1 protein-coding gene (running past one end of the window) is annotated in these 19,066 nt (G+C 72.7%); it reads right to left on the minus strand.

Annotated elements, in window-relative coordinates; genetic code table 11:
• Window positions 1-16: 16 nt before the first annotated feature.
• A protein-coding gene (locus NR792_RS07980) for a non-ribosomal peptide synthase/polyketide synthase (RefSeq protein ID WP_375759474.1) crosses the window boundary here: on the minus strand, window positions 17-19,066 show its 3' portion. It continues 11,592 nt past the right edge of the window; 19,050 of the gene's 30,642 nt are visible here — the last part of the coding sequence; its start codon lies off the right edge, out of view; the stop codon is at window positions 17-19.

The following is a 19,066-nucleotide window of genomic DNA, read 5'->3' on the forward strand; positions in this document are numbered from 1 at the left end:
CGGGAGGTGAGCTTCGTTACGGCTTGCTCGGGCCACGAAGCGCCTTCGCCAACAGCTCCGCGACCGACCGCACCACCGGCTCGCGCAGCAGCGTGTAGTGGGTGCCCGGCAGGCGGTGCGACTCCAACCGGTCCCCCACGAGCGCCGCCCAGCCGCCGTCTCCCGTGCCCGCGTCGTCCACGAGTTCCTCCGCCTGGATGCGCAGCACGCGCTGCTCCATCGCGGGCGGGTGGTAGCGCCGAGCCGCTTCGAGGTTGGCCTCGAAGACCTGGAAGAGGGCCGTGGAGCTCCCAGCGTCCACTCCTGACGGCAGTGCGCCGGTCCGGGCCGCAGCCTCCAGCACCTTCGCGAGCGCCGCTTCGGGCTCCAGCGTCGCCAGTTCCGCCGTGTCCACATCCAGGTCCGCCAGCGACACGCCCATCAGGTCCTGCGCGAACAGGCCCACCGCCAGCGTGCGGTCCAGGTTCGGCTCCGAGTCCGGCACCGTCTCCGGGACGTACGAGTCGATGAGCGCCACCAGCTCCACCGCTTCGCCCGCCTCGCGCAGCTGGTACGCCATCTCGTAGGCGATGACGCCGCCCAGGGACCAGCCGCCCAGGTGGTACGGGCCCGTGGGCTGGACCTCTCGCAGCGCCCGCACGTAGCTGGCGGCCAGGGCCTCCACGGTGTCCAGCGGTTGGCTCGTACCGTCCAGGCCCCGGGCCTGGAGGCCGTAGAAGGGCTGATCCGGTCCCAACCTCCGCGCCAGCTCCGCGTAGGCCAGCACGTTGCCGCCCACCGGGTGCACGCAGAAGAACGGCGGCGCGCTGCCCGTGCCTTCCTTCGTGAAGGGCACCAGCGGCGTGAAGGGCTTCGACGCGTCCCCGGCCGCCAGCAACTCCGCGAACCGCTCCACGCTGGGAGCCTGGAAGAGCGCCGACAGCGGGAGCTTCTGGCCCGTCTCCCGGTTCACCGCCGCCATGAGCCGCACCGCGAGGAGCGAGTGCCCGCCCAGCTCGAAGAAGCTGGTGCGCACGTCCACCGAGGCCACGCCCAATGACTCCGCCCAGAGCGCCGCGAGCCGGGCCTCGCCTTCGTTCCGAGGGCCCACGTGGGTTTCGATGCTCACCGGGCCGTCCACGGGGACGGGGAGCGCCTTGCGGTCCACCTTGCCGTTCGGCGTCAGCGGCAAGACGGGCAGGGCGACCCAGGCGGCCGGTACCATGTACTCCGGCAGCGAGCGCTGGAGGTGGCTTCGGAGCGAAGCGGTGTCCACCTCCGGCGTCACGTAGGCCACCAGTCGCGGGAGGCCGGGGACGTCCTCGCGCAACAACACCGTCGCGTCGCGCACGCCCGGAGACGCACGCAGCGCGGCCTCGATTTCGCCCAGCTCAATGCGGTAGCCGCGCAGCTTCACCTGGAAGTCCAACCGGCCCAGGTACTCCAGCGTGCCGTCCGGCAACCAGCGGACCCGGTCGCCCGTGCGGTACATGCGGGCCCCGGGCTCCGTGCTGAACGGGTGGGGGATGAAGCGCTCCGCGGTGAGGTCAGGCCGGTTGCGGTAGCCGCGCGCCAGGCCCTCGCCACCGATGTACAGCTCGCCGGGGACGCCCATGGACACGGGGTTCAGGTTCGGATCCAGGACGTACGCGCCCAGGTTCAGCAGCGGGCGCCCGATGACGGGCGTAGGCGTGGGGCTGCCCTGGATGGCGGCGATGGTCGCGTTCACGGTGGTCTCGGTGGGGCCATAGGCGTTGAAGGCCCAGGTCCGCTGCGTCGCCGTGAGCGTGCGCCAGGTCACGTCGGCCATCGCCTCGCCGCCGATGGAGCAGAGGCTCGGCACGTGCTCCTGCTCCAGCAGGCCCGCCTCCAGCAGCAGCTGGTACTGCGACGGCGTGCAATCGAGCATGTCGATGCGATACCGCTCCACCCACGCGAGCAGCGCCTCCGGATCCCGCCGCACGGCCTCCGGGACGAGGAACAGGCAGTGGCCATCCAGCAGCAGCGACAGCTGCTGCACCGACGCGTCGAAGAAGTAGGGCGAGTTGAGGCTCGCCCGCATCGGCTGAGGGGCCCGGTTGAAGCAGGTCTCGTTCATCGCGTGCCGCAGGTGTGCCAGCGAGCGGTGCTGGATCATCACGCCCTTGGGCATGCCCGTGGAGCCCGACGTGTAGATGACGTACGCCAGGTGCTCCGGCAACACGCCCGAGCGCGGGTTGACCGGCGAGGACGACTCGATGCGCCGCGCGTCCGCGTCCAGCCGCACGACGTGCCGCACCGGCGGCTGCCATGTCTGCACCTGTGCTTGCGTGGTCAGCAGCACGGCCGCGCCGCTGTTCTCCAGGATGAAGGCCTTGCGCGCTTCAGGGGCCGCCGGGTCGAGCGGCACGTACGCACTGCCCGCCTTCATGATGCCCAGGATGGCGACGATGGCCTCCGGCGAGCGCTCCAGGCAGAACGCCACCGGCACGTCCGGGCCCGCGCCCAGCGACCGCAGGTAGTGCGCCAGCTGGTTCGCGCGCACGTTGAGCTGGTGGAACGACACGGACGTGTCGCCCATCACCACGGCGGGCGCCTTGGGCGTGCGCGTCACCTGCTGCTCGAAGCGCGTGTGGAAGGGCAGGTCCCCTTCGAAGGGGGCCGTCTCGCCGCTCCACTCCTCCAGCACCCACTGGCGCTCCTCGGCCGTCAGCAGGGGCAGGGTCTCCACCGCGGCGTCCGGCTTCGCGACGGCGCCCTCCAGCAGCTGGACCAGGTGCTCCGACAGCCGGCGGGCCGTCGCGGGCTCGAAGAGGTCCGTGCTGTAGGAGAGCACGCCCTCGAAGCCGCGCTCCGTGCGACCCAGGCTCAGGTCCAGGTCGAACTTCGTCGTGGCCAGGTCCACCTCCACCGGGCGCAGCGTCAGCTCCGGCAGACGCACCTCCGCGTCTGGCAGGTTCTGGAGCGTGAAGAGGGCCTGGATGAGCGGCGTGCGCGACAGGTCGCGCGTGGGCTGCACCGCCTCCACCAACCGCTCGAAGGGGATGTCCTGATGCTCGTACGCGCCCAGCGTGGTGGCACGCACCCGCGACAGGAGTTCCCGGAACGACGGGCGTCCGTCGAACCGCGTGCGCAGCACCAGCGTGTTGACGAAGAAGCCGATAAGGCCCTCCGTCTCCGCATGGCGCCGGCCCGCGATGGGTGACCCCACCAGCAGATCCTCCTGCCCGGAGTACCGGTGCAGCAGCGTCTGGAAGGCCGCGAGCAGCACCATGAAGGGCGTGGCGCCCTCCGCGTGAGCCAACGTCTCCACCGCCTCACTCAGGGCTGGCGACAGACGCACCGGGAACGTCGCACCGCGAGCGGAACGCTGCGGCGGGCGCGGCTTGTCCGTGGGCAGCGCCAGGGCCCGCGGGGCTCCAGCCAGCTGCTGCGTCCACCACGCGAGCTGCGCGTCCAGCACTTCCCCCTGGAGCCAGCCGCGCTGCCAGACCGCGAAGTCCGGGTACTGCACCGGCAGCGGGGCCAGCGGCGAGGGCTGCCCCTTCCGGAAAGCCTCGTAGAGCGCAGTGACTTCACGCACCAGGATGCTCATGGACCATCCGTCGCCGATGGCGTGGTGCAGGCACAGGAGCAGCACGTGCTCCTCTTCGCCCAGCTTCAAGAGCGTGAGGCGCGCCAGCGGACCCACGGCGAGGTCGAAGGACGTCAGCGCGTCCTCGCTCGCGAGCCGCAGGGCCTCCGCCTCACGCGCGTCGTCGGAGAGCCCCGTCAGGTCCACCACCGACAGGACTCCGGTGGGGGCGGGGTGCACGTGCTGACGGGGTTCGCCGTCGTGCGCTTCGAACGTGGTGCGCAGCGCTTCGTGCCGCTGCACCAGGGCGTCGAAGGCCTGCTGGAGCGCGGGCACGTCCACCGCGCCGGTGAGGCGCAGCGCGGTGGGCATGTTGTACAGCGCGCTGCCCGGGTCGAGCTGATCGATGAACCACAGCCGCTGCTGCGCGAACGACAGCGGGTGCGGCCCGGGTGTCGCGGCGGGCCGCAGCGGCGGCAGGGCGTTGGCCTCCGGTGCGTCCGGCAGCCGCTGGGCGAGCGCCGCCACGGTGGGGGACTCGAACAGCGCCCGGACGCCCACGTCCACTCCGAAGCGGGCGCGGATGCGGGAGACCAGCTGCGTGGCCAGCAGTGAGTGGCCGCCCAGCTCGAAGAAGTGATCATCGCGCCCGACGACGGGCACCCCGAGCAGCTCCTCCCACATCGAGGCCAGGGCCACCTCGGCGGGTGTCGCCGGGGCGGTATAGGTGCGCGATGCGCGCGGCAGCGCGTCCGGCAAGGGCAGGGCCTTGCGGTCCACCTTGCCGTTGGGTGTCAGCGGCAGGGCGGGCAGGGCGACCCAGGCCGCCGGCACCATGTACTCCGGCAGGTGCCTCCGCAGGTGGTCGCGCAGCACTTCCGTGTCGCCGCTCGTCACCACGTAGGCCACGAGCCGCGCGTTGCCTGGCGAGTCCTCACGCAGCAGCACCGTCGCGTCCCGAAGGTCCGGATGCGCTCGCAGCGTGGCCTCGATTTCGCCTGGCTCGATGCGGTAGCCGCGCAGCTTCACCTGGAAGTCCAACCGGCCCAGGAGCTCCAGGGTGCCGTCCTGCCGCCAGCGGGCCTTGTCCCCCGTGCGGTAGAGGCGCGCGCCGGGCTCCGCGCTGAACGGATCCGGCAGGAAGCGCTCGGCCGTCAGGTCCGGCCGGCCCAGGTAGCCGCGCGTGACGCCTTCACCGGAAAGGCACAGCTCTCCCGGCGTTCCGAAGGGCACCAGCCGCTGCCGCGCGTCGAGCACGTAAGCGTTCAGGTTCGCCAGCGGCCGGCCGATGACGGGCGTCTCCTGCGCCGCGTCCTGGATGCGCCAGTCCACCGCGTCCACCGTGCATTCCGTGGGGCCGTACTCGTTGAACGCCCGTGCGCGCTTCGATGCGCGCAGCTGGCGCCACGTCACTTCATCCAGCGCCTCGCCGCCCACGGAGATGACTCCGGGCACGTGGGCGCGCTCCAGCAGCCCCGCGGTCAGCATCAACCGCAGCTGCGACGGCGTGCAGTCCAGCACGTCGATGCGCTGGTCCTCCAGCCACGCCACCATCGCCTCCGCGTCCTGCCGCACGGTCTCCGGGACGAGGTGCAGGCAGTGGCCCGCCAGCAGCTGGATCACCTGCGCGATGGAGGCATCGAAGTGCAGCGGCGCGTTGACGGTGACGCGCTGGCCCTGCGGCAGGCCCGCGTGAAGGCTCCGGGTCAGCGCCTGATGCAAATTGAGGACCGAGCGGTGCTGCACCATCACGCCCTTGGGCGTGCCGGTGGAGCCCGACGTGTAGATGACGTAGGCCAGGTTGCGCGCGTCGGCCGACGGCGGCGGGGGCTCCGCGAACCTGTCGGACAGTCGGACAGGTTCGCTGCCTCCCATCCCCGGACCGGTCTCCCCAAACCTGTCGGACAGTCGGACAGGTTTATCGTCCAGCCGCACCAGGTGGGGCACCTCTGGGTGCCATGCTTCTTGCACGGCCCGTGTCGTCACCAGCACCGATGCGCCGCAATCCTTGAGGACGAACGACTTGCGCGCGGCGGGCGCCGTCGGGTCCAGCGGAACGAAGGCCCCCCCGGCCTTGAGCACCGCGAGGAGCGCCACGATGGCCTCCACCGAACGCTCCAGGCACAGCGCCACCTTCACCTCCGGCCCGACGCCCAGCGACCGCAGGTGCCATGCGAGGTGGTTCGCCCGCGTGTCGAGCTGCCGGTACGTCAGCGCCGTGTCTCCGAACACGACTGCCGGGGCATCCGGGGTGCGCGCCACCTGCTGCTCGATGAGACCGTGGAGGGTGGCGTCACGCTCGAAGGCCATGAAGTCACCGCCGCCCACGCGCACCAGCCGCGCCAGCTCCTCCGGCGACACGAGCGACACGTCCGCCAGCGGCAGGTCCGGTGCGTCGCACACGGTCTCCAGCAGCCGCCGCAGCTGGGCGGTGAGCCGCTCGATGGTGGCCGTGTCGTACAGGTCCGCCGCGTAGTGCAGGTGGCCCGCGTAGCCTTCCGTGCCGCGGCTCAGGTCCAGGGCCAGCTCGAACTGCGACGGGGCGTCGCCGTCCAGGAGGGCCGGAGCCACGGTGAGGCCGGGCACCGCCAGCTCCGGCACCGGGGCGTTCTGAAGCGCGAACGTCGCCTGGAACAGCGGCGCGCGGCCCAGGTCGCGCTGGGGCTGGAGCGCTTCCACCAGGTGCTCGAAGGGGAGGTCCTGGTGCTCATACGCGCCCAGCGTGGTGTCACGCACCTGCGCCAGCAGCTCGCGGAACGTCGTCCTCGCGCCGAAGCGCCCGCGCAGCACCAGCATGTTCACGAAGAAGCCGATCAGGCCCTCCGTCTCCGCCTCCCGGCGGTTCGCGATGGGCGACCCCACCAGCACGTCGTCCTGCCCGGACGCGCGGTGCAGCAACGTCTGGAACGCCGCCAGCAGCACCATGAAGGGCGTGGCGCCTTCCCCCTGCGCCAGTGCCTCCACGCGCTCGCTCAGGGCGCGCGGCAGCGTCACCCGGAGCAGGCCTCCGCGCCGCGAAGTGCCGGCCGTCCTCGGCCGGTCCGTGGGCAGGTCCAGCACGAAGGGGGCTCCGGACAGCTGCTGCTTCCACCAGTCCACCTGCGCCTGGAGCACGCCGCCCTGGAGCCAGCCGCGCTGCCAGACCGCGAAGTCCGCGTACTGCACCGGCAGCTCCGGCAGCGTCACGGCCTGGCCTGAGCGCCGGGCCGCGTAGAGGGCGGTGAGCTCGCGCACGAGGACCCCCAGCGACCAGCCGTCGGACACGATGTGGTGCAGGTGCAGCACCAGCAGGTGTTCCCGCTCCTCCAGCTTCATCAGCAGCGCGCGAATGACCGGACCGCGTGTCAGGTCGAACGGGCGGAGCGCTTCGGCGTGGCCCCGGCGCCGGGCCTCGGCCTGCCGCGCCGCGCGGCCTCCCAGGTCCGTCAGGTCCACGAACTCCAGGGGGACGTGGCCCTCCGCGTGGATGGCCTGCACCGGCCGGCCGGACTCCAGGCGGAACGTCGTGCGCAGGGACTCATGCCGCGCCATCAGCGCGTCCAGGCTTCCTCGCAGCGCGTCCACGTCCAGGTCGCCCGTGAGGCTCAGCGCCAGCGGCATGTTGTAGAGCGGGCTGCCCGGCTCCAACTGGTCGATGAACCACAGCCGCTGCTGCGCGAACGACAGCGGCGGCGCGGACGTGCGCTCCACGCGGACCAGCGGCGGTGCCTGGGTGCGGCGGGCCTCCGCCAGCTTCTGCGCCAGCGAGGCCACCGTGGGCGAACGGAACAGCTCGCCCAGCGGCACCTCCAGTCCCAGCGTGGACCGGATGCGCGCCACCACCTGCGTGGCCAGCAGCGAGTGGCCCCCCAGCTCGAAGAAGTCCGCGTGGATGTCCACCGCGCCCAGGTTCAGCACCTGGGCCCAGATGTCCGCGAGCGCCTTCTCCAGGGGATTGCGGTGCGGGGTGCTGCTCGGGGCCGCGGCCCGGACCTTCGGCGCGGGCAGGGCCTTGCGGTCCACCTTGCCGTTGGAGTTCAGCGGCAGCGCGGGCAGTACCACAATGGCCGACGGCACCATGTACTCCGGCAGCTGCTTCTGCACGGCCGCGCGCAGCGCGCCCGTGTCGATGGCCTCCTCGCTGGACACGACGTAGGCCACCAGGCGCTTGTCGCCGGGGACGTCCTCGCGCACCACGACCACCGCCTCCTGGACCTCCGGCGACTGGCGCAGCACGGCTTCGATCTCGCCCGGCTCGATGCGGAAGCCGCGCAGCTTCACCTGGAAGTCGGCGCGGCCCAGGAACTCCAGCGTGCCGTCCCGCAGCCAGCGCACGCGGTCGCCGGTGTCATAGAGGCGCGCTCCGGGCTGCGTGGCGAAGGGGTGGGGGATGAAGCGTTCCGCGGTCAGGTCCGGGCGCTGGAGGTAGCCCCAGGCCAGGCCGTCTCCGCCCACGTACAACGTGCCCGGCACTCCGGCCGGCACGGGCTGGAGCGCCGCGTCCAGCACCCACACCGTGGAGTTCACCAGCGGCCGGCCGATGGGCACCGAGCGGCCCACGGCATCCCCTGCGCGCAGCGTGTGCGTGGCGGAGAACGTGGTGTTCTCCGTGGGGCCGTAGCCGTTGACCAGCACCGCGCCCGGGGCCATCCGCCCCAGGTGCTCGCGCACGCGCTCGACGGGCAGCACGTCGCCACCCGCCAGCACCTGCCGCACGCGGGCCAGCGCGTCGCCCTGGTGGAGCACCATCTGCTCGAAGAGGGCGGCGGTGAGCCACAGCGTGGTGATGCCCTCGCGCCGCAGCAGCGCGCCCGTCTCCCCGAGCGACAGCGCGCCCGCAGGAGCCACCACCAGCGTCGCGCCGTTGAGCAGCGCGCCCCAGATTTCCAGCGTGGACGCGTCGAACGCGATGGGCGCCAGGTGGAGGAACACTTCCTCGGGCCCGAAGTGGATGAAGTCCGCGCCGCGCACCAGGCGGGTGATGCCCCGGTGCGGCACGCTGACGCCCTTGGGCCGGCCGGTGCTGCCCGACGTGAACATCACGTAGGCCAGCGCGTCGGCGGGCACCGTCAGGTCCAGCGCCGTCTCCGGCTGACGTGCAATCCGCGCGGCGTCTCCGTCCAGCAGGACCTGCAGGTCCGTCATGGCGGGCAGCTCGTCGGCGACAGCCCCCTCCGTCACGAGCAGGCTGACGCCCGCCTCGCGCAGCACCCACGCGATGCGCTCCGCCGGAGTCTGGGGATCCACCGGCACGTAGGCCGCGCCGGCCTTCAGGATGCCGAGCAGCGCGGTGATGCTCCCGAACGAGCGCTCCACGCACAGGCCCACCCGGTGGCCGGGCCGCACGCCCTGACGCCGCAGGTGGTGCGCGAGCTGGTTCGACGCGCGGTCCAGCGCCGCGTAGGACATCCGCCGCTCCCCGGCCTTCAGCGCCGTGGCGTCCGGCGTGCGCGCGGCCTGCTCGGCGAAGAGCGCGGCCACGGACGCGTCCCGTGGGAAGTCGCGGGTGGTGCCGCTCCAGTCGGAGAGCAGCCGCTGACGCTCCGTCCGCGTGAGCCACGGCAGCTGGGGCAGCCGCGCGTCCGGCGAGCGGAGCGCGGACTCCAGCAGCACCCGCAGGTGCTCCACCATGCCGGCCACCGTGTCCGCGTCGAAGAGGTCCTGGTTGAAGCCCAGCACGCCCTCGAAGCCGCCCGGTCCCCGGGCCAGCACGCATTGCAGGTCGAAGAGGGTGGACTCCTTCAGGTCCTCACGGGCCTTGAGCTTCAGCCCCGGCAGGGACAGCTCCGGCATGGGCGCGTTCTGGAGCGTGAACGTCACCTGGAAGAGCGGCGTGCGGCCCAGGTCGCGCTGGGGCTGGAGCACCTCCACCAGCTTCTCGAAGGGGAGATCCTGATGTTCGTACGCACCCAGCGTGGTGGTGCGCACCGCGTCCAGCAGCTCGCGGAAGCGCAGCGTGTCTCGGATCCGGGTGCGCAGCACGACCGTGTTCGCGAAGTAGCCGATCAACGACTCCGACTCGGCGTGGCGACGGCCCGCGATGGGCGAGCCCACGAGCACGTCCTCCTGTCCGGAGTACCGGTGCAGCAGCAGCTGGAAGGCCGCGAGCAGCACCATGAACGGCGTGGCGGACGCCTGCCGTGCGTACGCCTCCACCGCCTCGCTCAGCTCGCGCGAGAGCACGAACGCCTGGGAGCTGGCGCGCGAGGCCCCCTGAACGGCCACACGCGGGTGGTCCGTGGGCAGTTCCAGGGAGGGGGCGGCACCGGCCAGCTGGTCGCGCCAATACGCGACCTGCGACTCCAGCACCTCGCCCTGGAACCAGGCGCGCTGCCAGAGGGCGTGGTCCGCGAACTGCACCGTCAGCTCCGGCAACGGCGACGGCTGCTCCGCCGCGAACGCCGCGTAGAGCGCGCCCATCTCCCGCACCAGCACGCCAATGGACCAGCCATCCGTGATGATGTGGTGCGTGTTGAGCAGCAGCACGTGCTTCGTGGCCCCGAGCTTCATCAGGAGCCCCCGGAACAGCGGGCCCTGCTCCAGGTCGAACGGGGTGGCGGACTCCTCCCGGGCCAGCCGCGACACCTCCGCCTCCCGAGCCTCGTGCGTCGGGAGCGCGGACAGGTCCACGTGCCGCAGGGACATGGGGAAGGGCGGGTGGATGACCTGCGACGGCGTGCCCTCGTGCGAGCGGAACGTGGTGCGCAGCGCTTCGTGGCGGCGCACCAGCTCGTCGAACGCGGCCAGCAGGACGATGACGTCCAGCGAGCCGTCCAGGTCCAGCAGGTGCGGGAGGCTGTAGGCGGTCCCCGAGGTGCCCAGCTGCTCGGCGAACCACATGCGCTGCTGCGCGAACGACAGCGGCAGCACGTCCGGCCGCTCCACGCGGACCAGCGAGGGCAGCGCGGACGGTCCCTGCCGTGGCGACCGCGGGAGCGCGTCGATGCGGCGCGCCAGCTCCGCCACGGTGGGGCCCTCCAGCAGGGCCCGCAGGGGCAGCTCCATGCCGAAGCGCGCGCGCACCCGCGACACCAGCTGCGTGGCCAGCAGCGAGTGGCCTCCCAATTCGAAGAAGCCGTCATGGCGGCCCACCGCCGGGACGCGGAGCACTTCGCTCCACAGCGCGGCCAGCGTCACCTCCGTGGGCGTCGAGGGCGGCTCGATGACGCGCTCGGAGGCCGGGGCGGCCTCTGGCGCGAGCAGGGCGTCGCGGTCCACCTTGCCGTTGGGCGTCTGGGGCAGGGCGTCCAGCGCCACGAACGCGGTGGGCACCATGTACTCCGGCAGGGTCCGCCGGAGGTGCTGACGCAGGGGCGCCGTGTCCGCCCGAGGCGCGACCCAGGCGATGAGCCGGTCCTCGCGCGCCAGCACCACCGCGTCCCGGACGTCCGGGTGCGAGCGCAGCGCGGCTTCAATCTCCCCCAGCTCGATGCGGTAGCCGCGCAGCTTCACCTGGAAGTCCAACCGGCCCAGGTACTCCAGCGTGCCGTCCTCGCGCCAGCGGGCCTTGTCACCCGTGCGGTAGAGCCGCGCGCCGGGCTCCGTGCTGAACGGATCCGGCACGAAGCGCTCGGCCGTCAGGTCCGGGCGGCCCAGGTAGCCGCGCGTGACGCCTTCGCCGGAGAGGCACAGCTCCCCCGGCGTTCCCACGGGCACCCACCGCTGGTGCGCATCCAGCACGGACGCGTTCAGGTTGGCCAGCGGCCGGCCGATGACGGGCGTGGCGTGTGCCGAGCCGGAGATGCGCTCCCAGGTCGCATACACCGTCACCTCCGTCGGGCCGTAGAGGTTGAAGGCCTGCGTGCGCCGCGTCGCCGCGAGCGTGCGCCACGTCACTTCATCCACCGCCTCACCGGCGAGGAGGACGTACGCGGGCACGTGCGCCTGCTCCAGGAAGCCGGCCTCCAGCAGCGGCTTGAACTGCGACGGCGTGCAGTCCAGGACGTCCACCCGCTGCCGCTCCAGCCACGCGAGCATCGCCTCCGGATCCTGCCGCACGTCCTCCGGAACGACGCACAGGCAGTGGCCCTCCAGCATCAGCACCCACTGCCCCACCGACACGTCGAAGGAGTAGGGCGCGTTGAGGGCCACCCGCATTCCCGGGGACGCCTCGGTGAAGCACGCCGCGTTCAGCGCGCGCCGCAGGTGCGCCACGGAGCGGTGCCGCACCATCACGCCCTTGGGCCTGCCCGTGGAGCCCGACGTGTAGATGACGTACGCCAGGTTCGCCGGGCCCGCCGCCGGCGGAGGGTTCTCCGCAAACCTGTCCGACTGTCCGACAGGTTCGGCGCCCCCGGCTCCCGGTTCGGTCTCCCAGAACCTGTCCGACTGTCCGACAGGTTTGGCGTCCAGCCGCACCAGGTGGGGCACTTCCGGGTGCCATGCTTCTTGCAACGCCCGAGTGGTCACCAGCACGCTCGCGCCACAATCCTTGAGGACGAACGACTTGCGAGCCGAGGGCGCGGCAGGGTCCACCGGCACATAGGCGCCGCCGGCCTTGAGCACCGCCAGCATCGCGATGACGGTCTCCGCCGACCGCTCCAGGCACAGCGCCACCGTCGCCTCGGGGCCCACGCCCAGCGACCGCAGGTGCCACGCGAGCTGGTTGGCCCGCGTGTTGAGCTGCCGGAAGGACAGCGTCGTCCCGCCGGACACCAGCGCGTCCGCATCCGGCGTCGCGGCGGCCTGCCGTTCGAAGCTCGCGTGCAGGGTGGCCTCGCGCTCGAAGTCCACGGCGCCGCCGGTCCCGGTGCGCAGCAGCCAGTCCCGGTCCCCGGCGGACAGCAGCGAGACGTCCTCGAGCCGGGCGTCCGGCTGGAGCAGTCCCTCCAGCGCCTGCCGCCACTGGCCCAGCACCCGCCGCACGGCGTCCGCGTCGAAGCGGCCCGCGTCGTAGGCCAGGTTGAGCTGGAGCTCCTCGCGCGGCACTACGGTGGCGGACAGCGGGTAGTTCGTGCTGTCGCCGAACTCCAGGTCGCGCAGGTCCATCGCGGTGAAGCGGCGCAACACCGACGCGTCGAACGGGTAGTTCTCGAAGACGAACAGCGACTGGAAGAGCGGCTGTCCGCGGGGGATGTCGCTCCAGCCATGCGTGGAGACCAGCGGCGTGTACTGGTGCTGATGGATACCCAGCAACTTCGCCTGGAGGGACTGGAGCCACGGCAGCACCGGCTCGCCGTCACCGGGCAGCGTGATGCGCACCGGCTGCGTGGTGATGAGCAGGCCCAGCATGGCCTCCGCGCCCGGCAGCTCCGGCGGACGGCCCGCGAGCGTGGTGCCGAAGAGCACGTCCCGCGTGTTCGCGTGGCGCGCCAGCACCAGCGCCCAGGCCGCCTGCGTCAGCGTGTTGAGCGTGAGCTGATGCCGCCGTGCGAAGGCCTCCAGCGCGGTGGTGACCGGCGCCGGCAGCGTCACCCTCACGTCGGGCCGCTTGTCGGAGGTGGTGGGCCGCGCCAGGGACGCAGGCCGAGCCAGGGGCAGGGGCGTGGGCGCGGACAGGCCCGCCAGCTGGTCGCGCCAGAAGCGCTCGTCCTCCACCGGGTCGCGGCGGTCCAGCCATGCGATGTAGTCGCGGAACGGGGGCCGGTTCGCGGGAGGCGGCGGCGTTCCGGCGTGCACGGCGTCGTAGAGGGCGAAGACCTCCTGGAAGAACAGGCCCATGCTCCAGCCGTCCATCAGCAGGTGGTGGTGGCTCCAGAGGAAGCGCCAGCGCGCCTCTCCCAGACGCACCACCGTCATCCGCGACAGCGGCGCCCGCGACACGTCGAAGCCGCGCGCGCGGTCCTCCGCCGTGAGCTTCGCCAGCGCGGCCGGCTGCTCCGCCTCCGGCAGGTGGCGCCAGTCATGGACGGTGAAGGGCAGCGTGGCGTGCGAGTGCACCGCCTGGAGCGGGGACTCCAGGCCCTCCCACACGAACGCGGTGCGCAGGATGGGGTTGCGGTCCACGGCCGTCTGCCACGTCCGCTGGAGCAGCGCGATGTCCACTTCCGAGTGGCTCGACCACGCGGCCTGCTCGAAGTAGTAGGCCGCCTCCGGAGCATTCAGGGCATGGAAGAGCATGCCCTCCTGGAGCGGGGACAGCGGGAACAGGTCTTCCACCGTGGGGCCCTGCGCCGCGAGCACCGCGTCCAGCCCGGCCTGGGGCAGGCGGGCCAGCGGGAAGTCGCCGGGCGTGCGCCGCCGCGCGTCCTCCGAATGGCGCTGGGCGATGAGCTGACGCAGCACCTCCAGGAAGCGCTCCGCCAGCGTCCGCACCGTCGCCTCGTGGTGCTGCTGGTGGCTGTAGCCGAACGTCATCCGCAGCCGGCCCTGGAACACCGAGCCGTCCACGGCGAGCGCATGCGGCTGCACGGCCCGGGGTTCCACGATGGGACCCACGGGTTCGTCGCTCATGGCGAAGAGGGTGCTGGCGGCGGCCGTGCCGTCCAGCTGGCCCAGGTAGTTGAACGCCACCTGCGCCCGGGGCAGCGCGGCCAGCCGGGCCCGCGTCTCTGGCGGCCCCAGGTGGCGCAGCAGGTTGAAGCCGATGCCGCGGCCGGGCCACGCCTTCAGCGAGTCCCGCACGGCGCGCAGGCCGTCACCCAGCGAGCCGCCCCTGGGCAGCCGCAGCAGGGCCGGCGCCACGGACGTGAACCAGCCCACGGTGCGCGACACGTCCACGTCCGCGAACAGCTCCTCGCGGCCGTGGCCCTCCAGGTCGATCAGGACGTCCGGCTTCCCCGTCCATTCGCCCAGCGTCCGCGCGAGCGCCGTCAGCAGCACGTCGTCGATGCGCGCCCGCCACGCGGTGGGCGTCTCCTGGAGCAGCTGCCGCGTCTCCTCCGCGTCCAGCTCCACGGCGACGGCGGCGCGCGACGCGTACGTGTACGGACCCGGGCCGTCCACGGGCAGCGGGGCCACGTCACCGCGCAGCGCCTCCTGCCAGAAGGCCTCCTGCGCGCCCAGCACGTCCGACACGGCGTGCTGCTCCAGCCGTTGCGCCCATGACAGGAACGACGTCGTCTTCGCGGGCAGCACCGGGGCGTGGGCGGCCTGGAGCTGGAGGTACACCGTCTCCAGGTCCTCCACCAGGATGCGCCACGACACCGCGTCCACCACGAGGTGGTGGATGATGAGCAGCACGCGCTGCGGCGCTCCGGGGCCGAAGTGGAACAGCGCCACACGCACCAGCGGCGGCGTCGCCAGGTCGAAGTCCGCCTGGAGGCGCGCAGCCTCCCGCTCCATCGCGGCGAGCCGGGCCTCCGGGGGCAGCATGGACAGGTCCACCTGGACGAGCTCCGGCGGCGCGTCCCCGGGCGACACACCCTCCTGGCGCCACGTGCCGCCCTCGGCCCGGACGTAGCGCAGGCGCAGGGCGTCGTGGTGCGTGACGAGCACCTGGAGCGCCCGCTCCAACAGCTCGGGCTTCAGCGGCTGACGGGCCTTCAGCAGCAGGGCGTGGTTGAAGTGGTGCGGGTACGTCGGCTCCCGCTCGAACAGGTCCACCTGGATGGGCGTGAGGGGCACGTCGCCCACCACCGGACCCTGCTCCGCGAGGATGGCGTCACCGTCCTTCGCGACGGCCGCCAGCGCGCCCAGGGTGGGGTGCTGGAACAGGTCCTTCACCTGCAACCGCACGCCGGCCTGCCGCGCCTTCGCCACCACCTGGAGGCTGATGATGGAGTCGCCGCCCAGCGTGAAGAAGTTGTCGTCCAGGCCCACGCGATCCACGCGCAGCACCTGCGCCAGCACCTGCGCCAGCGCCTGCTCCTTCCGCGTGCGCGGCGCGACGAACTCGCGGCGCGAATCACGCTGGCCCTTCGGCGCGGGCAGGGCCCTGCGGTCCACCTTGTCCTGCGCCGTCAGCGGCAGGGACTCCAGCGGGACGAAGACCGACGGCAGCATGTAGTCCGGCACCCGCTGGCGCATGAACTCGCGCAGGACCTCGGGCCCGGGGACGGACGCGGGGACGACGTAGGCGACGAGCCGCTTGTCGCCGGGCACGTCCTCGCGCACCACGGCCACGGCCTCGCGCACGTCCGGATGCGCGGACAGGGCGGCCTCCACCTCCGCCAGCTCGACGCGGAAGCCGCGCACCTTCACCTGGTGGTCGGTGCGGCCCAGGAAGTCCAGCACCCCGTCCGGCCGCCAGCGCGCCAGGTCGCCCGTGCGGTAGAGGCGCTCACCGGGATTGGAGGCGAAGGGGTGGGGGACGAAGCGCTCCGCGGTGAGGTCCGGCCGGGAGATGTAGCCGCGCGCCAGACCCTCGCCGCCGATGAACAGCTCGCCCGGGACGCCCGGGGGCACCGGCTGCCCGTGCGCGTCCAGGACGTACAGCTCCGTGCAGGTGATGGGCCGGCCCAGGGGCACGGGCGCCTCCACCCGCGCGGGGTCGGACAGTTCGTGCACGGCGGCGATCACCGTCGCCTCGGTGGGGCCGTAGCAGGCCAGGAACGTGAGGCCCGGATGCGCCTCCAGCACCTTGCGCGAGTGCACGGGCGGGATGACGTCGCCGCCCGAGATGAGCCTGCGCACGCCTCGCAGCGCGTCCGGCTTCAGGTCCACCACCTGCGTGAAGAGGCCCGCCGTGAGCATCATCGACGTGACGCCGTGGCGCTGGATGACCTGCGCCAGCACCTCCAGGTCCGACGGCGACGTGGGAGGGAACACCACCAGCCGCCCGCCGTGGAGCAGCGGCCCCCAGATTTCGAGCGTCGCCGGATCGAACGAGATGGGCGCGACGTGGAGGAACGTCTCGCCCGCGCTCATCTCCACGAAGGCCGGGTGGTGCAACAGGCGCATCACCGCGCGGTGCTCCACCGCGACGCCCTTGGGACGCCCGGTGCTGCCGGATGTGAAGTCCACGTACGCCAGGTGGCGCGAGCGCACCCCCGACACCACCGGCGCCGAGGGCAGGTCCGCGGCGCCAGGCTCCTCCACGAAGACGGCTTCAATCCCCTGTGGCAGGGGCACCGCCGCGCGCATCGAGCGCGTGGTGAGCACCCACTTCGCGGGCGCGTCCTCCAGCATCGCGGCCAGGCGCGGCGCCGGGTAGCTGGGGTCGAGCGGCACGTACGCGCCCCCCGCCTTGAGGATGGCGAGCAGGGAGACGATGAGCTCCAGCGAGCGCTCCAGGCACACCGCCACCAGGACGTCCGGGCCCACGCCGCGCGCACGCAGCAGGTGCGCCCACTGGTTCGTGCGTGCGTCCAGCTGCGCGTACGTCAGGTGCGCGTCCCCGAACTCCACCGCCACCGCGTCCGGCCTCAGCGCGGCCTGACGGGCGAAGAGGTCCGGCAGGACGGCCTCTCGCGGGAGGTCCTGGAAGGTGTCGTTCCAGGAGCGCAGCACCCGCTGGCGCTCCGCCTCATCCATGAGGGGCAGCAGGGCGACGGGCGTGCGGGGCTGGGCCACCACCTCGCGCGCCAGGGTCACCATGTGCCCGGCCAGGCGCTCCATGGTGGCCGCGTCGAAGAGGGCGGTGGCGTACTCCAGGCTGCAGCTGAAGCCGGCGCGGCCCTCCACCACCTCCATGCCCAGGTCGAACTTGGACGTGCCGGTCGGCACCGCCACCGGGGTCAGCTCCAGCCCCGCCGGGCGGGCCTTGGCCTCCGGCGTGTTCACCAGGTTGATGCTCGCCTGGAACAGCGGGGTGCGGCTGAGGTCGCGCGGCAGCTCCATCGCGTCCAGCACGCGCTCGAACGGGGCGTCCTGGTGCGCGAAGGCCTCCAGGGTCTGCGTGCGCACGCGGCCCAAGAGCTCCACGAAGGACGGCAGGCCGGACAGCCGTGAGCGGAAGGGCAGGGTGTTGATGAAGCACCCCATCAGCCACTCGAGCTCCGGACGCGTGCGGCCCGCGATGGGCGTGCCCACCACGAAGTCCTCCTGGCCGGAGTAGCGCGACAGCACCGTCTGGAAGAGCGCCATCAACACCATGAACGTCGTGGCGCCATGCTTGCGGCCCAGCGCGAGCAGCGGCGCGGACACCTCCGACGGCAGGAGGAACGTGTACCGCGCGCCCGCGAAGGACATGACCGCCGGACGCGGCCGGTCCGTGGGCAGCTCCAGCGCAGGCGCGCCGGTCAGGTGGTCCTTCCACCAGGCCACCTGCTTCTCCATCACGCCGCCTTCCAGCCACGCGCGCTGCCACACGGCGTAGTCCGCGTATTGCACCGGCAGCTCCGGCAGGGGCGACGGCTGGCCCGCGCGGAACGCGGTGTAGTTCTCCGTCAGCTCATGCGCGATGACCATGGTGCACCACGCGTCGGACACCGCGTGGTGGAAGGTGACGAGCAGCACGTGCTCTTGCGCGCCCATGCGCAGCAGCGCCCCGCGCACGACCTCCTTCTCCAGGTCGAACGGCTGGCGCACGGCCTCCTGGAAGAAGCGGCGCATGGCGGCTTCGCGCGCCTCCGGCGTGTCGCCGGGCACGTCCCAGTGCTGGAGCGGCAGGCCCCGGGGCGGGTGGATGACCTGCACCGCGTGGTCACCCTCCAGGGCGTAGGTGGTGCGCAGCACCTCGTGGCGGATCACCATCGCGTCCAGCGCGCGCTGGAGCGCGGCCCCGTCCAGCTCGCCCGTGAGCCGGAAGATGGCCGGGTTGTTGTACGCGCTGCTCGTGGGCTCCAGCTGCTGGAGGTACCAGAGGCGCTGCTGCGCGAAGGACAGGGGCAGCGGCCGGTCGCGGCCCACGCGCGGGATGGGCGGCGGGCCCACGTCCACCAACGCCGGGGCGACGGCGGGCGCCACGGGGCGAGGGGCCTCCGCGGCGGGACGCGCCACGGGCGGAGGGGGGAGCCGCGACGGTGAAGCCACCGGCTCCAGCCGGCCGTCCGCGCGCAGGCGGGCGTGACGGCCGGTGCGGAACAGCTTCGCGGAGGCCTCGCGGGGGTGCGGCACCAGGCGGCGGTGCTCTTCCTCCCCCGCGCGCCACAGGGCGGAAGGGAGCCCCGCGCCCGCGAGGGCCAGCTCGCCCACCACGCCCGCGGGCACGGGCTGGCCCGCCGCGTCCAGCACCCAGGCCTGGAGGTTTCCGGGGATGCGCTCCGCCAACGTGCGCGGCAGCAGCGCGCCTTCCTGTGCATCACCGGACAGCCACACCTCCACGCCCGCGGCCCGGTGCAGCGCCACGCCCAGTTCCACCGACGCGCCTTCCAACACCAGCGCGCCCACGCGGGACAGGGACTCCCGAGCACCGGGCAGCTCGCTCAGCGAACGCGCCAGGCGGGCCGACGTGTGCAGCAGCACCGCGCCGGACTGACGGGCCAGCTCCAGCAGGCCCTCCACGCCGGCTTCCGCCTCCACCAGCACCTGCTCCTGGCGGGCGGCGGCCTCCGCGTCCATGCGCTCGCGCACCACGGCCAGCCGGCGCAGGCCCTCCAGCACCACCGGGGTGTCCAGGCCGAAGTCGATGAGGGCCGCCACCTCGTCCACGTCCGCCGCGCGCACGTCGCGCAGCCGCTTGAGCGCGCTGTCCACCGTGCCCAGCAGGCCGGTGTTCTTCGCGTGGTTCTCGAAGGTGCGCTCCAGCACCGCGTTGATGTCGTCCGGGGACAGCTTCTGGACGTCGGTGATGCC

The organism is Corallococcus exercitus (assembly GCF_042231735.1).
Taxonomy (GTDB): Bacteria; Myxococcota; Myxococcia; order Myxococcales; family Myxococcaceae; genus Corallococcus; species Corallococcus exercitus_B.